General features: G+C 69.7%; 18 protein-coding genes and 1 pseudogene. 2 read left to right on the top strand and 17 right to left on the bottom strand.

From position 1 onward, the window contains the following. From VGZ23_10985 to VGZ23_11035, 11 genes are all read right to left on the bottom strand, one after another. On the bottom strand, positions 1 to 947 hold a 947-nt coding region (locus VGZ23_10985; GenBank protein HEV2358117.1), incomplete at its 3' end, for a sugar ABC transporter permease. A gap of 9 nt (positions 948 to 956) precedes the next feature. Further along, positions 957 to 2351 carry a sugar ABC transporter substrate-binding protein gene (locus tag VGZ23_10990; GenBank protein HEV2358118.1) on the bottom strand — a complete coding sequence of 465 codons (1395 nt, stop codon included), beginning with the start codon at positions 2349 to 2351 and terminating at the stop codon, positions 957 to 959. Positions 2352 to 2371: 20 nt separating this feature from the next. Further along, positions 2372 to 3280, bottom strand: coding sequence for a TIM barrel protein (locus VGZ23_10995; GenBank protein HEV2358119.1), 909 nt, complete (start codon positions 3278 to 3280; stop codon positions 2372 to 2374). A 4-nt stretch (positions 3281 to 3284) separates the two neighbouring features. Continuing rightward, positions 3285 to 4307, bottom strand: coding sequence for a LacI family DNA-binding transcriptional regulator (locus tag VGZ23_11000; protein ID HEV2358120.1), 1023 nt, complete (start codon positions 4305 to 4307; stop codon positions 3285 to 3287). Between the two features lie 178 nt (positions 4308 to 4485). Further along, positions 4486 to 4815, bottom strand: a complete 330-nt coding sequence (locus tag VGZ23_11005) for a tRNA-binding protein (protein ID HEV2358121.1) — start codon at positions 4813 to 4815, stop codon at positions 4486 to 4488. Positions 4816 to 4828: 13 nt separating this feature from the next. After that, positions 4829 to 5110: a DUF427 domain-containing protein gene (locus VGZ23_11010; protein HEV2358122.1), complete on the bottom strand. Its 282-nt coding sequence runs from the start codon at positions 5108 to 5110 to the stop codon at positions 4829 to 4831. Between the two features lie 21 nt (positions 5111 to 5131). Next, positions 5132 to 5692, bottom strand: a complete 561-nt coding sequence (locus VGZ23_11015) for an HdeD family acid-resistance protein (protein ID HEV2358123.1) — start codon at positions 5690 to 5692, stop codon at positions 5132 to 5134. Positions 5693 to 5770: 78 nt separating this feature from the next. Continuing rightward, a complete protein-coding gene (locus VGZ23_11020; protein HEV2358124.1) occupies positions 5771 to 6199 on the bottom strand; it encodes a type II toxin-antitoxin system VapC family toxin in 429 nt (142 codons plus the stop codon). Next, positions 6196 to 6468, bottom strand: a complete 273-nt coding sequence (locus tag VGZ23_11025; GenBank protein ID HEV2358125.1) for a type II toxin-antitoxin system prevent-host-death family antitoxin — start codon at positions 6466 to 6468, stop codon at positions 6196 to 6198. The genes VGZ23_11020 and VGZ23_11025 overlap by 4 nt, the downstream gene beginning before the upstream one ends. A gap of 130 nt (positions 6469 to 6598) precedes the next feature. Beyond that, positions 6599 to 7267 (bottom strand): O-methyltransferase, encoded by a 669-nt coding sequence (locus VGZ23_11030; GenBank protein ID HEV2358126.1) that lies wholly within the window; start codon positions 7265 to 7267, stop codon positions 6599 to 6601. Between the two features lie 33 nt (positions 7268 to 7300). Further along, positions 7301 to 7687: a DoxX family protein gene (locus tag VGZ23_11035; GenBank protein ID HEV2358127.1), complete on the bottom strand. Its 387-nt coding sequence runs from the start codon at positions 7685 to 7687 to the stop codon at positions 7301 to 7303. Between the two features lie 404 nt (positions 7688 to 8091). Here VGZ23_11035 and VGZ23_11040 point away from each other — a divergent pair. Then, positions 8092 to 8145: pseudogene (locus tag VGZ23_11040) on the top strand (hypothetical protein). On the opposite strand, the gene VGZ23_11045 reads toward VGZ23_11040, so the two are convergent. Genes VGZ23_11045 through VGZ23_11060 form a run of 4 tightly spaced genes read right to left on the bottom strand, consistent with a single transcriptional unit; the run spans position 8145 to position 10438 of the window. Next, positions 8145 to 8363 carry a hypothetical protein gene (locus VGZ23_11045; protein ID HEV2358128.1) on the bottom strand — a complete coding sequence of 73 codons (219 nt, stop codon included), beginning with the start codon at positions 8361 to 8363 and terminating at the stop codon, positions 8145 to 8147. The pseudogene VGZ23_11040 and the gene VGZ23_11045 overlap by 1 nt on opposite strands. 60 nt (positions 8364 to 8423) lie before the next feature. Further along, the gene (locus VGZ23_11050; GenBank protein HEV2358129.1) at positions 8424 to 9314 is read right to left on the bottom strand and encodes a hypothetical protein; all 891 of its coding nucleotides are present in this window, start codon (positions 9312 to 9314) and stop codon (positions 8424 to 8426) included. A 15-nt stretch (positions 9315 to 9329) separates the two neighbouring features. Further along, positions 9330 to 9809 carry a DinB family protein gene (locus VGZ23_11055; GenBank protein HEV2358130.1) on the bottom strand — a complete coding sequence of 160 codons (480 nt, stop codon included), beginning with the start codon at positions 9807 to 9809 and terminating at the stop codon, positions 9330 to 9332. 14 nt (positions 9810 to 9823) lie between these two features. Then, positions 9824 to 10438 carry a hypothetical protein gene (locus VGZ23_11060; GenBank protein ID HEV2358131.1) on the bottom strand — a complete coding sequence of 205 codons (615 nt, stop codon included), beginning with the start codon at positions 10436 to 10438 and terminating at the stop codon, positions 9824 to 9826. A 78-nt stretch (positions 10439 to 10516) separates the two neighbouring features. Here VGZ23_11060 and VGZ23_11065 point away from each other — a divergent pair, with 78 nt between their 5' ends. Next, positions 10517 to 11053 (top strand): LOG family protein, encoded by a 537-nt coding sequence (locus VGZ23_11065; GenBank protein HEV2358132.1) that lies wholly within the window; start codon positions 10517 to 10519, stop codon positions 11051 to 11053. A gap of 13 nt (positions 11054 to 11066) precedes the next feature. Here the strand turns inward: VGZ23_11065 and VGZ23_11070 are convergent, their stop codons facing one another. Both VGZ23_11070 and VGZ23_11075 read right to left on the bottom strand, forming a co-directional pair. Next, entirely contained in the window at positions 11067 to 12542 is a 1476-nt protein-coding gene (locus VGZ23_11070; protein ID HEV2358133.1) for an FAD-linked oxidase C-terminal domain-containing protein, read from the bottom strand. Further along, entirely contained in the window at positions 12539 to 13315 is a 777-nt protein-coding gene (locus tag VGZ23_11075; protein HEV2358134.1) for a methyltransferase domain-containing protein, read from the bottom strand. The genes VGZ23_11070 and VGZ23_11075 overlap by 4 nt, the downstream gene beginning before the upstream one ends. Positions 13316 to 13320 lie beyond the last annotated feature (5 nt).

Consider the following 13320-nt stretch of genomic DNA (forward strand, 5'->3'; position numbering starts at 1 on the left):
ACCCTGGCGGCCCGCAGGTAGAAGACCGCCGGCGTCAGGATGATGACCAAGGCGATCATCGACATCGCGGCGCCCAGGCCGAAGTTGAAGGTGATGAACGAGCTCACGTAGATGTTGAGCGGCAGGACGTTCACCGAGTCCGGCGGGCTGGCGCCGAACATCACGAACGGCAGCGAAAAATTGTTGAAATGGTTGATGGTCGAGAGCACCAGCGCCAGGTTGAGCGTCGGCCGGATGAGCGGCAGCGTGACGTGCCGAAATGCCCGGGCGCCGCCGGCGCCGTCGATCCTCGCGGCGTCATAGAGCTCTTCCGGAATCGTCTGGAGCGCGGCGAGAGACATCAAGTAGACAAACGGCCACGCCGCCCAGACGTCGGCGACGATCATCGCCCAGAACGCGTTCGGGCCGATCAGCCAGAACGTGTTCGGGCCGGCCAGGCGCAGCGCCGACAGGAGGCGATCCGCCACGCCCCAATCGCTCATGAACACGAGCCGCCACAGGATCGCGTTGACAAACGTCGGGATGACATAGGGCAGGAGCATGATCGCGCGCAAGACGCCCCGCCCCCACACGCGGCCGTTGAACAGCACCGCGCCGCCGACCGCGATCGGCGTAATGCACACCGTCGTGAGCACGGCAAACGCCAGGCTGACGCGAATCGAGTTGAGCAGCGAGCCGGTGAGCGGGCCTCTGGGGTTCAGGCCGTCGACGTAATTGCGCAGCGCGACAAACGGCGCGTGCAGCCAGTTCGTGATCGTGTACTGGTTGAGCGCGGTGGTGCTGATGTAGAGCGCACAGAGCATGGGCAGCCAGACGACCACCGCCAGCAGGACGACGCTCGGGACCATGAGCGCGTACGGAGGCGCGACCGCGGCGCCCGCGCCGGGCCGCGCGGCGCCCGCGGCGCGGGCGCGGGATTCTTCCGACAGCGAGGCGATGTGCCGCATGGCGGCCCGTCACTTGTGCTGCTTCAGCGAGGCCTCCAGCTCCGCGTTCGCCTGGGTCAGCGCCTGCTTCAGGTCGCCGCGCGTGTACGATCCCTTCGTGGCGATCTGGGCCGCGATCTTGTTGATCGCATGGCCGACCACGACCTCGAGCTGCCCCCACGACCCGAAGAACGGCGTCGGGTACGCGTGCTGCTCGGCGGTGTAGAAGATGTTCCAGGGCGGCTGCTTGGCTTCCGGGTGGGCGTCGAACGTCCGCAGGGTGACCGGGAGCTGTCCAAATTTCGTCAGGAACTGATACTGAATGGCCGGGCTCGTCATGAGCCGGATGAGATCGAGCGCCAGGTCCTTGTTCTTGCCGTACTTGAAGATGCAGAGGTACTGGCCCGCGACGAAGCCCTGGGCCGGTTTGCCCCCGGCCGGCACTCCGGTCATGCCGTACGGCACGTAGGGATCGGGCGTCCAGGCGTACTCCTTGGCCACCGGAGACTTGTCGAGCACTGGGATCGCACCGGGACCCTGCATCACCCACATCGCCGCCTGCCCGTTCGCAAACGCGTGGAGGGCGTCCGGCCCCCGGTACGTGGCGTCGGCACGGGCCGCGATCTGGAATTTGGCCATCCAGTCCAGCCAGAACGACGACGCCTCGACGACGAGCGGCGCGTCCAGGAGACCCTTTGTTCCCGTTGCGTCCATGAGCCGGCCGCCGAGTTGGGTGGCAAAGAGCCAGACCATGTGCCAGGGATCGAAGCCGTCGGACGGATCCACCACGGTTCCCCACTGGTTCTTTCCGGGCACGGTCAACTTCTTCGCCGTGTCCACGAACTCGGTCCAGGTGGCGGGCGGCTTGGCGATCCCCGCCTCTTTGAACATCCGGGTGTTGTACACCATCGCAAAGGGGTTGGCGAACTCCGGCACGGCGATCAGCCGATCCGCGGACGGGCCGCTCATCGCGAGCTGCGGCTTGAAGAACGCGGTCTGGCCGCCGAGGTGCCCCCACATCGCCGGGGTGATCACGTCGAACGCCCCGGTCGCATACGCGGTCGGGACGAGGGTCGAGCCGAACTCGAAGACGTCCGGGCCTTCGTGGGCGGCGGCCGCGGTTTCCAGTTTCGTCAGTTCTTCGCCCGCCGTCGCATACGTGTCGTAGGTCATGGTGACGCCGGGGTGCAGCCTTTCGAAGGCGGCCTTGACCGTCTCCATGACCTGGATCTGGGCCTGGGGATTGGCGTTGAATTTCCCCACGAAGAGCGAGATCGCAGTACCGCCTTGGGCGCGCGCCCGGCGCGCGGGCAGCAACGTCGCGGCCAGCACGCCCGCGCCGCTCACTTTCAAGAATCGGCGGCGGGTGAGTGTCCCGGCTCGCGGTCCAAGACGCTTCTTACGAGACTTCCCGGTATCGTCCATCTCGCGTCCTCCTCTTCGTCTCAGTCGGATCTCCCGATGGTCGCCGCCACCTCCTCTCGCAGAAGAGCGCGCAGGGATGCCACCGCGGCCCCAAAGCGCCTCGGTCCGTCCTGATCCGGCAGCCGGCGCTGCAGGTGGGGCTCGATGACGAGAAAACCGCCGTACCCGCGCCCGGCCAGCGCGCGAAGCAGCGGGCGCAGTTCGCCCGCGCCCTCGCCCGGCAAGCGCACGGCGTCCATCAGCCGGTCGTGCGGGACCGGCGCCGGATAGGGCGCCAGGCCGGCCCGGTCCACCGCGACCGCGTCCTTGACGTGCACGTGCGCGACGTACCGCTCGAGGAGCGGCCACGCCTCCGCATACGGCCGAACGCCCACCTGAACAAAGTTGGCGGGATCGAATGCCAGACGCAGCGCCGGAGAGCCGACCCCCTCGATGAGGTCGCGGCACCGTGCGGGTGTGTCGCCATAGACGTACGACTCGTTTTCGTGGACCAGCGTCAGCTCCCGGGACCCGGCGTCCCGGGCCAGGACGGCCATGCGCCGGAGTACCTCATCCCGGTGGGCGTCGTAGCGCCCATCGGGAATGAAAAACGAGAACACGCGGATCTGCGCGGTCCCGAGACGCCGGGCGGCCTCCGCCGCGCGGGCCAACCGGCGGCGCTCCACGCCGAAGTCTTCATGGATCGGCGTCTTCCCCACCGGGGACGCAATCGCGGAGACGCCGACCCCGGCCTCGGCGAGGCGCTCGCGGATCCGGTCGAGCGCCTCGTCCGGCAGATCGACGACGCTCGTCTTCGACACGGCGCGGACCTCCAGAAAGCGAACGTCCTCGCCGCGCAGGGCGGCGAGTTGGGCGTCGAGGCCGTCCGCCACTTCGTCGCCGAACGCGCTCAGCTCGAAGGAATCGTGCCCCGGGGGAGCAAACGTCACGAACTCAGGCCCCCGAGCCGGCTGCCACGGGTCCATTCGCGAGAGCCGGCTGTGTCACGCGCCAGTGGGATTCCCGTAGGATCAGACGCGACTCCAGCACGACGGCTTGGTCGCCTGCCGAGGGCTCGCCGGAGATGGCCGCGAGCAGCAGCCGTGCGGCCGTCTCCCCCATCAACCGGCTCGGTTGCTCGATCACGGTAAGCGGCGGGGTCACGAGCGGCGCCCAAATCGTGTCGCCAAACCCCACCACGGCGATGTCGTCCGGCACCCGCAGCCGGTGCTCGCGGAGCGCCCACATCATGCCGGCCGTCAGGATCGTGCTGCTGCTGAACACCGCGGTCGGCGGCTCGGGCAGGCCGAGCAGCGCCCGTGTGCCGTGGAGCCCGTGTTCGAAGCTGAACGCCCCGCTCTGCACGAGCCCGGGATCGAACGGAAGCCCGGCGAACGCGAGCGCCTCGGTATAGCCGCGTAGCCGCTCGCGCGCGGTATCGATACGATCCGGACCGTTGACGAGCCCGATGCGGCGATGGCCGCTCTCCCACAGCAGGCGCACCGCTTGAAAAGCGCTCCGATAATTGTCCATGGTCACCCGGTTCAGGCCGGTCGAGCCGCCCTCGCGGTCCATGATCACCATTGGGGCGACCCGTCGCCCCAGCCGCCCGGCCTCGCGAGAGATCTCCGCACATGGTGTCAGGACCAGGCCGGCGACACCCCGCCGGACGAGTGACTGGATCAGATGCCGCTCGCGGACAGGATCTTCCCCGCTCGATCCGACCACGACGAGGTGACCCGCGGGACGCAGCACGTCTTCGATGCCCTGGACGGCCCGCGCGAAGAAGGCATTCGTCACATCCGGGACAACGACGCCGATCACCAGCACCCGGCGCGGCGCAGACGCGCGGGGCTGATAGTCGAGTTCGTGTGCCGCCGCGCAAACCCGTTCCCGTCGGGCGGCACCGACGCGGCGGGGCCCATTGTTGAGTACATAGGACACCGTGGCCAGGGAAACGCCCGCTCGCTTTGCCACGTCACGCATCGTCGCAACCATCGCGGCCCGCATCCTCACGTCGTTATGGAAACACAGGTTGGAGGTTCGCGCCCTTGTTCAACCGGCGTATTCGATCATTTCGACGAAAAACCATTCTTGTTCGAAGACTGTTAGAATCTCGGCCGCGGCGGGGGCCGGGCGGAGACCTCACTGGCCGTCAGAACATCCGGCCACCAGGGGGTACGTCGCGCTCCGTCGACAGGAGTACGACACGGCCTTCGGCGTCCGGCACCCCGAGCACCAGCACTTCCGAGGCGAAACCGGCGATGCGGCGCGCGCCGAGATTCACGGCGGCGATGATCGACCGGCCCACCAACTGCTCGGGACGATACAAGTCCGTGAGTTGAGCGCTCGAGCCGCGGACGCCGAGCGACCCGAAGTCGATCGTCAGCCGGTATGCGGGCTTCTTTGCGCCGGGCAAGGGTTCCGCGGCCGTGATCCGGCCCACCCGCACGTCCAGTGTGTGGAATGCATCCACCGGGTCCATCGGTCTCACGCGGTCACCGGATCTCGACGTCCTCCCAGAAACCCATCCAATGATCCACCCGCTTCATCGATGCGCGGGGCGCTTCGTACGACCATGCGGCCCGATCGCTCCGGGCGGCGTCCCCGACGACGTCGTAGAACTGCACGCCGTGCGGGCAGGCCAGGTCGCTCTCCGTCTTCGGCACCGCCTGCAGGAGATCCATCCGCACGGTCTCCCGCGGGAAGTACCGGTACCCGCCCACCTCGACGGTGCGATCACTCGCCGCGATCACCTGACCGCGCCATATCGCCTGCATGCTCGTCTCCTTCGGCGGTGCCTAGACGGCGGGGGCCGTCATGCGTCCCCTCAGACGGAACGCCAGGATCAGGCCCAGCAGTCCGAACACAATCGCGTAGATTCCGATCAGCCACAAGAGCGCGAGCGCCCCGGCCAGCGGGTGAATGATCAAGATGATCCCGAAGATGACCGACGCCGCGCCGCCCAGGAGCAGCATCCACTCGCCGGCGAGATGCCCCCGCAGATGAAACCCGGCGATGAGTTCGAGGACACCGGTCACCAGTGCCCAGAACGCGATCAGGTACAGAAGGACGATGGCGGTGATCGCCGGCCACACCAGGGTGATGATCCCCGTCAGGACGCCGGCGATGCCCTCCACGACAAGCCAGCCCCAGCGGTGACGGGCTTCCGCCGCCCGCACCGCCGCGATGATGCCGAAAAACCCGTCGACGAGCGAGTATGCGCCGAAGAGGATCACGAGGGCGACCAGGGTCACGCCCGGTGCCAGCAGGGCGATCAGCCCGAACACAATGGCGAAAACACCGCGAAGCGCGAGCGCCCACCAGTTCCTGGCCAAGACCTGGACCTTACCCACGTCCACGCTCATGTCTCCACCCCGCAACCGTCATTGTCCGGTCCGCTTCCCGGGATTCGTCTCTTTGCCCGTGCATGACTGCGACTACTCAGGCAACACCCTCAGACCCGTCTTCACAGCCGCGGCCGAGAGGTTCGGATCCCAGCAGGCAAAGAGGACGTCTTCGGTCGCGTCACCCTTGGTCGCAACGCCGGCCGCCAGATGCAGCGCATCGTACGCACGCAGCGCATACTGCTCCGCGATGGCGGCGGCTTCCCGAATCAGCGGCCCGCGCGCCGCCACAAGGAAAAACTGCGGCCAGTCGGCTTCGAGGTCGCGGATCGCCCCGCGGTATCCCGACCGGCTCAACGCCCGTTCCCGGTAGCGGCGGGCCAACGCCGCGCGTGCCTCCACGTACGCGATCTCGCACGTCGCCACGATCTCCGCGTCGCGCACCGCACTCCGGGCGACGGTCGCGCCGTCTTCGTCGATGTAGAGCTTCACCAACGCACTGGCGTCGAGATACAAGATCACCTGCGTTCCTCGATGACGGCCTCGGCAACCGGCCGCCCGCGCAGGAGACGGGCCGGCTTCGCGGACCCGCGCGGCTTGCCGCCGGCCCACCGGGCGGCCCCCGCCCTCAGCATGGCCTGAAGCCGCACCGTGTGCGCGGCGGAGGCGATGGGGCTCACGATCACAACCGGCCGCCCGCGTTCGGTTACGACAAGGCGTTCACCCGATTTCACCCGCTTCAAGTAACTGCTCAGGCGCGCCTTCAGTTCGCGGACGCCCACCGTGGCCATACTCTCCTCGCCCTACGTGTAATGACTACATCTTAGCACATTGTGACCACAAAGCATGGAGCATGGACGGTCCACGCCGGCGGTCCCCTTCTGCGCAGAGATCACACAGCCCCCTTCGGTTGCCTCCCGCCTAGCGCCCCCGGTCTCCGGCCACCAGGACCAGTGCGAACCCGTCCCACCCCTTGGCGCCGACGGTCTGAATCGCCGTGGCGGTTAGACGCGAATCGGCCGCGATCAGCTCGTTGAATCGGCGAACGCCCTGGACATCCGGATCGGGACTGGCCCGGTCGGCCACCGCGCCCCCGCGCACCACGTTGTCGGCGATGATCAACGTGCCGGGACGGGACAGCCTGAGCGACCACTCGAGGTAGCCTGGATTGTTGCGCTTGTCGGCGTCGATGAAGACGAGATCGAACGGGCCCGCCACCTGCGGGAGCGTGTCAAGCGCCGGTCCCACGCGGACGTCGACCACGCCGGTCAGCCCGGCGCGGGCGACGTTGGCGCGGGCAACGTCGGCGCGCCGCGGATCGCCCTCCAGGGTGACAAGCCGTCCGTCCGGTGGCAGCGCGCGGGCGAGCCATATCGTGCTGTAGCCGGCCAGCGTCCCGATCTCGAGAATCGCCCGCGCACCTTGGATGCTCGCAAGGAGATAGAGCAGCTTGCCCTCATTCGGCGAAACGTCGTGCGCCGGCAGCCCCGCCGCGGCGCGGGCGGCGACCGCCGCGTCCAAGCCCGGATCGGGCTCCACGAGGAGACCGGTGATATACGCGTCGACCGCCGCCCATCGCTTCCGGTCCATCGCTCTCACCGCCTCGAGATCCCGGAGGCTCCCCTATCCCCAGACCACGAATCGGCCGCCGGCCGTGGTGAGGATCACGAGGCTCATGACTATCATGATGAGATCGTAGCTCCAGCCGGCCGCCGCGTCGCCCCAAAATCCCGTGTGCCAGGCAAAAATCTTCTTGTAGATCGCCCCCGCGTTGATCAGGATCAGGCCGGCCGCGGCCGGCTGAATCAGGACTCCGAAGGCGACCGCGAGCCCGCCGAGGCCCTCGGCGACCCCCAGCCACACCGTGAACGGGCCGCCGAGCCCGAGATCCTTGGCGCGCGCCGCCGGATCCCTGAGCGTGCTCCAGCCGCTGTTGACGAACACCACCGCCACCATGAGCCGGAGCAGCAGGAGCGCGACGTCGGTGAACGCGTGCAGCTGTGGAAACATAGAGGCCCCCTGGCGCGTGTGGCGGGCGAAAGAGCGGCCGGACGACCGTCCCGCGACACGACCGATCCGGTATTGGCGCGGTGTCCGGTCCACACCTCCACCGCACGAGGCGGGAGGTCGCGCTCGGGTGTAGCCGAACCAAACGGTGCCGCCCCCGGTGCCGCCCGGTCGGGTCCCGCCGCGCGGCCGGACACGCTGAGGAGGAGATCCCAGGGCCCGATATCTGAGAGTCGCCGCCGCGCAGATGGGCCCGAACAACGACGGGACGCCCGTCGAAACGATCGTCGCGCGCATGCTGCGGCTCATGGACGAGGCGATCGCGGAGCGGGCCCAGGTCGTGGCCCGGCATCCCCGGACGCGCGCACGAACCCTGCTACTTCGATCCCGGCGACACCGGCTATCGGGTGTTCGAGACCGGACCGGCGCGCATCGGGATCGCGATCTGCCAGGACCGCCGCTACAGCGAAACGTACCGCTGCCTCGGGCTCCGCGGGGCCGACGTGGTGCTGATCGGGTACAATACGCCGGCCGCCCCGCAGGCGCTCGCGCTGAACGACCTCGTCATGCAGAGGCCGCCACCACCGGCGACGAGCTTGTCGCGGCGAAGATCGATCTGGAGCAGTCCCGCGAGGCACGCGAGCGGTGGAATTTCTTCGGGCGCCGCCGCCCCGAACACTACGCCCCCCTCACCGCCCCCGTCCCGAAGGCATGGCACGACGAGCGCCTGGCCACGCCGTCACGGCGGTGACAGGTACCAGCGATCCATCTCCGCGGCAAGTCGGGCCGGATCCGGATACTCCGCTTCGACGGCGTGGATGGCCGTCTCGATCTCGGGCGGGGACGGCACAAGTTCCGACACCGGGACGCCCACGTCGTACGGGGAGACGCCCGCGACCGGCAGCACCCGCGTGAGGGGGAGCGTCTCGGTGTGCCGCCGCGCCAGCACGCGGCGATAGACGGCTTCGTAGAGCGCGGGATCGTAGCCAACCCCGGCCGTCTCGCGCGCCGGCCGCAGCCCCAGCGTCTGCGCGACGCCGGCGAGATCGGCCCACAACGCGCGGAGGACATGGCTCGGCGCATCGTCACGCTCTCGCGGATGCAGCGGTTGGGCCATCCGGCGATCGCGCTCCGCCTCGATGAACGCCCGCACCTCGCCGGACGGCACGGGGACCACGAACCGGCACGACGGCGCCGCCAAGACGGGCTCGGCGTGATCGGGCGCCGGACGGGCCAGTTCGACGAATCGCCCGCCCGCACACGGTGCCTCTCCGATCAGCACGTGCACGGCGCCCGAATGCGCCGCGTTCCAGGACGCCACGGCCGCCCGCACCCACAGCCCGGCCGCCTTGCGAATGACGACGTGCGTCACCCCGTCGGCCAGCGGATATCGGCGCCCCGCCGGCGCGACCTCGAAAGCCGGCCGCACGACATCCCACTGCAGCGTGTGCACCGCCCGGCCGGCGGCGGCCGCGTAGCCGGCCAGCGCCCGGATGACGAGACTCTTGCCGGTGCCGGGCAGCCCGGCGACGAAGACGAGGCGCGACCCGGTCGCGAGCGCGCGCAGGCACCCCGCCAGCGCAGGGTCCCGGTGCGCGAAATCACCTTCCCCTCGGCTATGGTCTCCCACCCGGCCCGACGACGCCTAACCGCTCCAGGCGCCCAACAGGCGTCGGATGACGAGCAACTGCCCCACGTGATAGGACGTGTGCTGAGCGGCCAGCAGGGCCATGTGCACGATGTTGACCTCCGGATCGTGCGGGAGCGGCGCGAGCACGTCGGCGGCAGGATCCATCACCAGGTCGCAGAACGCCTGGCGGTCGGCGCGATACGCCTTGATGCTACGGTCCCACGACGCGCGTGACGGCGGCGACGGACGCTTCGGCCAGTACTCCTCCGGCCAGGCGAGAGACGGGTGCTTGGGATCGCGCGTGTACCCGAGAATATCGGCCTGAGTGATCCGGATGTGCTCGACCTGCTGCCAGGGCGAGTACGGGAGGCCGCGCGGCCGGCGTCCGCGCAGCGCTTCGGGCAGACGCGCGACCGCCTTGTCAAACGCGACGTGGGCTCTGCCCCCCTGCAACAACACAACCAGACGCCGTCTGAGATCATGCTCGTCGGCCACGGATCGTCTCCCCCTTACGGCGGTGGTGCGGACGCGGCGGTGACGGCGGCGCGGACGCCGCGAGCGAGCGCGTTGTCCAGAGCCTCCTCCAGGGCGAGACCGCGCGCCGGAGCTATACCGTATCCTTCTGTCTCACGCTGCCATGTGATGCGACTCTGGCGCGCGTCGAAGACCTGCGTGTCCAGCACCGCGTGCCCGTCGAACTCAAAGAAGCTCTGAGGATACGCCTCCGCCTGTTTGATCCATCCCACGATCAGCCGATCGGCGCGGACCGCCTGCGCCAGGGCCCCGAGCCGGCCGAAACTGAGCGCGTCGGACGTGCGCCAGCCGAGCGCGGCCTCCGCGCGGTGCATCTCGGCGCGCGGCAGGACCGTGAGGACGTCTGCGCCGGCGCGCGCCGCCAGGGCGGTCAAGGCATCCGCGCAGTAGCGCTCCGGATCGGTCAGCGCGAACAGGGGCAGCGTGCCGACGGCGTAGAATTCCGCCACGCCGGCCACCGGGTGGGTGGCGGCGGGACCCCGCGCCGGCAGCCCCAAGACGAGGGCGGCCGCCAGCGTGAACGCAAGGGCGGCCGGCCGCAACCCGCCCCGCGGGCCGCGACGTCGGCCGCGATCGTGTCGATCCGGCATGCGGTGGCCTCCGTGTCTGCGTCAGCCCGGTCGCCTTTCTATTATGCCAGAGTAGCGAAACGCGAGGAGGATCCCGTCATGTCCGGCCGCGTGACCGTCTTCGGCTCATCGAGATTGTTGCCCGCAGACCCGGCGTATCGCGAGGCGCAGCGGCTCGGAGGCCTGCTCGCGGAAGCGGGCTACACGGTCTACACGGGCGGCTACGCCGGCGTCATGGAGGCCGTCAGCCGGGGCGCCGTCGAGGCCGGCGGCCGCGCGGTCGGCGTCACCGTGTCGTCCTGGGCGGCCCGCATCCGCCCCAACCGGTGGGTCACCGACGAGGTCGCGACGCCGGACCTCTTCCAGCGCATCGCGACCCTCACGGCGACCGATGCCTACGTCGCCATGCCCGGCGGCCTGGGGACACTCGGCGAAGTGGCCCTCACGTGGAATTTGTTCCAGACGGACTCGATCCCCCGGCGGCCGCTCGTGCTCGTGGGGCCGGAGTGGCGCGCCGTGCTGGACCGCCTGCCGGAGGCCGTCAGAATCGAGCCGGGAGACCTCGAGTTCGTCCGGCTGGTCGATGCCGTCGGCGACGTGGTCGGCGTGATCCGGAGCGCGGCGCCGCGCCGGTGAGCCCCGCGGCCTCCTACACCCACCACCCGTCGCCCGCCGGGACTCGGGTGGGCGCGAGCAGCACGTCCGCGCTCGAGATCGGGGTCGGGAACATCTTCCACGGATTCATGCGCCCGTCCGGATCGAACACGTCCTTGACCCGGCGCATCGCGCCGAGGTCCGCGCCGGTGTAGATCCACGGCATGTAGTTGTTCTTTTCGAAGGCGATGCCGTGCTCGCCCGAAATCGTCCCGCCGGCGTCCACGGCCAGCCGGAGTATCTCCTCGCCGGCGCGGATCACCCGCTCCGTCTCGCCCGGCACGCGCGCGTCGAAGATGATGATCGGGTGGAGGTTGCCGTCGCCCGCGTGAAACACGTTCGCGACGGTCAGCCGCTCGCGGCGGGCGACCGCCTGAACCGCGCGCAGCACCTCCGGCAGCCGCGATCGCGGCACGACCGTGTCGTGCAGATAGTAGTTGACCGCGATCCGGCCCATCGCGCCGAACGCCGCCTTGCGGCCCAGCCACAGCGCGGCCCGCTCGTCCTCGGACCGGGCGGCGCGCACCTCGGTCGCGCCGCGCGAGCGGCATATCGACTCGATGACCTCGGCCGAGCGGCAGAGCACGCCGCGCAGGCCCTCGACCTCAATGAGCAGCACCGCCTCCGCGTCGAGCGGGTAGCCGGCGTGGACAAACGGCTCGACCACCTGGATCGTGTTCCGGTCCAGCATTTCGAGCGCGACCGGGCCGACGCCCCGTCCGATGATCTCGGTCACGGCCTCGCTCGCGCGATCGAGGTCCGGGAAAATGGCGAGCAGCGTCGTGACGGCCTCGCGCCGGCGGAGCAGGCGCACCCAGATCCGTGTCACGACCCCGAGCGTCCCTTCGCTCCCGACGACGAGCCCCGTGAGGTCGAGCCCCGGCGCATCCGGGGCCGGGCCCCCCGTGCGCACCCGCGTGCCGTCCGCCAGCACGACTTCCAGCGCGAGGATGTGGTTCGACGTTACGCCGTAGGCGATCGTGTGCGGGCCGCCCGAGTTGTGGCCGACGTTGCCGCCGATGCTGCTCGCGTACTGGCTCGACGGATCGGGCGCGTAGAAGTAGCCGTCGCCGGACACTCGGCGGGTAATGTCGATGTTCGTGACGCCCGGCTCCACCACGGCGAACCGGTTGTCGAGATCGATCGCCGGGATCTGGTCCAGCCGAGTGAGGGCGGCGACGACGCCGCCGACAATCGGGAGCGCGCCGCCGGCGATGCCCGTCCCCGCCCCGCGGGCCGTCACCGGTACCTGATGGCGCGCCGCGACGGCGAGGACCTCGGCCACCTCGGCGGCGCTGCCCGGCAGCACGACCAGGTCGGGGGGCGCGGTGAGATTGGACGCGTCGTACTCGTAGGCGAGCACGTCCGAGGAATGCCGAAAGACGTACGCCGGGCCGACCACCGCCGCCATGTCCCGGGCCAGCGCCTCGGGTGACGCGATGGCCACCCGCGATGCGGCGAGATCCTTCACAGCACGGCCACCCGAAAACCGACGTCCCAGCGGTGCCGGATGCGGACCCGGACCCGGCGCCCGCGCGTCACGCGCACGGGCCGGATCCAGCGGATGAGCACGTCCCCGCGTGTTCCCGCACGGGGGGACGGATGGCCGTCGCGCACCTCTTCGTAACTCCACAGCCGCAGGGTGTTGACGGCCCCGCTCGCCAGGGGTGTGAGGGACACCGTCGTGTCGATCGGCGCGATCGTGCGGTTGAAGTCGGTGGTCGCGGCCAGCACCGGCAACGACATCTCCTCGATCGCACCGGGCTCCCCGAAGATCGCCGCGTACGTCCCGGGCGGAAAGTCGAGCTCCGGGCCGACACCATGATCGGCGTAGCCGAGTTGCAGGACGTGATGGCCCCGCACCGGGATGACCGTGCACCGCGGCGCGTACCGCCGGAAACGGTTGAGGGCCTGCACCATGGGCCAGTCGCTCAGCCAGGACGACCACATCTCGCATACCACCACGTCCGGCGGTTCCCCGGGGAGCGGTCCCCGCACGGCATCGCCCCGGATCGGCACGAACTGAGGAAACCGGCGGCCGAGCCGCCGGAGTTGCTGGTACGCGTCCCGGTCCGCTTCGATACCGTAGACGCGCCGCGCCCCCGCCTGGAGGGCATACAGCGACATCGGGCCCACGCCGGCGCCCACGTCGTAGACGACGCGGCCGGGGGCGGTCTCGAGGATGGCCGCGCGGTACGCGTCGTTCCGGCGGCTGTCGCTCAGCATCTCCCAATGAAAGCTCATCTCCG

It is taken from the genome of bacterium (genome assembly GCA_035945995.1).
Classification (GTDB): Bacteria; Sysuimicrobiota; Sysuimicrobiia; order Sysuimicrobiales; family Segetimicrobiaceae; genus DASSJF01.

Bases quoted from the DNA above. Each gene is read 5' to 3' on its own strand.
- VGZ23_10990 (HEV2358118.1), bottom strand. From the start codon at position 2,351: ATGGACGATACCGGGAAGTCTCGTAAGAAGCGTCTTGGACCGCGAGCC.
- VGZ23_11005 (HEV2358121.1), bottom strand. From the start codon at position 4,815: ATGGACCCGGTGGATGCATTCCACACACTGGACGTGCGGGTGGGCCGG.
- VGZ23_11010 (HEV2358122.1), bottom strand. From the start codon at position 5,110: ATGCAGGCGATATGGCGCGGTCAGGTGATCGCGGCGAGTGATCGCACC.
- VGZ23_11025 (HEV2358125.1), bottom strand. From the start codon at position 6,468: ATGGCCACGGTGGGCGTCCGCGAACTGAAGGCGCGCCTGAGCAGTTAC.
- VGZ23_11030 (HEV2358126.1), bottom strand. From the start codon at position 7,267: ATGGACCGGAAGCGATGGGCGGCGGTCGACGCGTATATCACCGGTCTC.
- VGZ23_11035 (HEV2358127.1), bottom strand. From the start codon at position 7,687: ATGTTTCCACAGCTGCACGCGTTCACCGACGTCGCGCTCCTGCTGCTC.
- VGZ23_11060 (HEV2358131.1), bottom strand. From the start codon at position 10,438: ATGCCGGATCGACACGATCGCGGCCGACGTCGCGGCCCGCGGGGCGGG.
- VGZ23_11065 (HEV2358132.1), top strand. From the start codon at position 10,517: ATGTCCGGCCGCGTGACCGTCTTCGGCTCATCGAGATTGTTGCCCGCA.
- VGZ23_11075 (HEV2358134.1), bottom strand. From the start codon at position 13,315: ATGAGCTTTCATTGGGAGATGCTGAGCGACAGCCGCCGGAACGACGCG.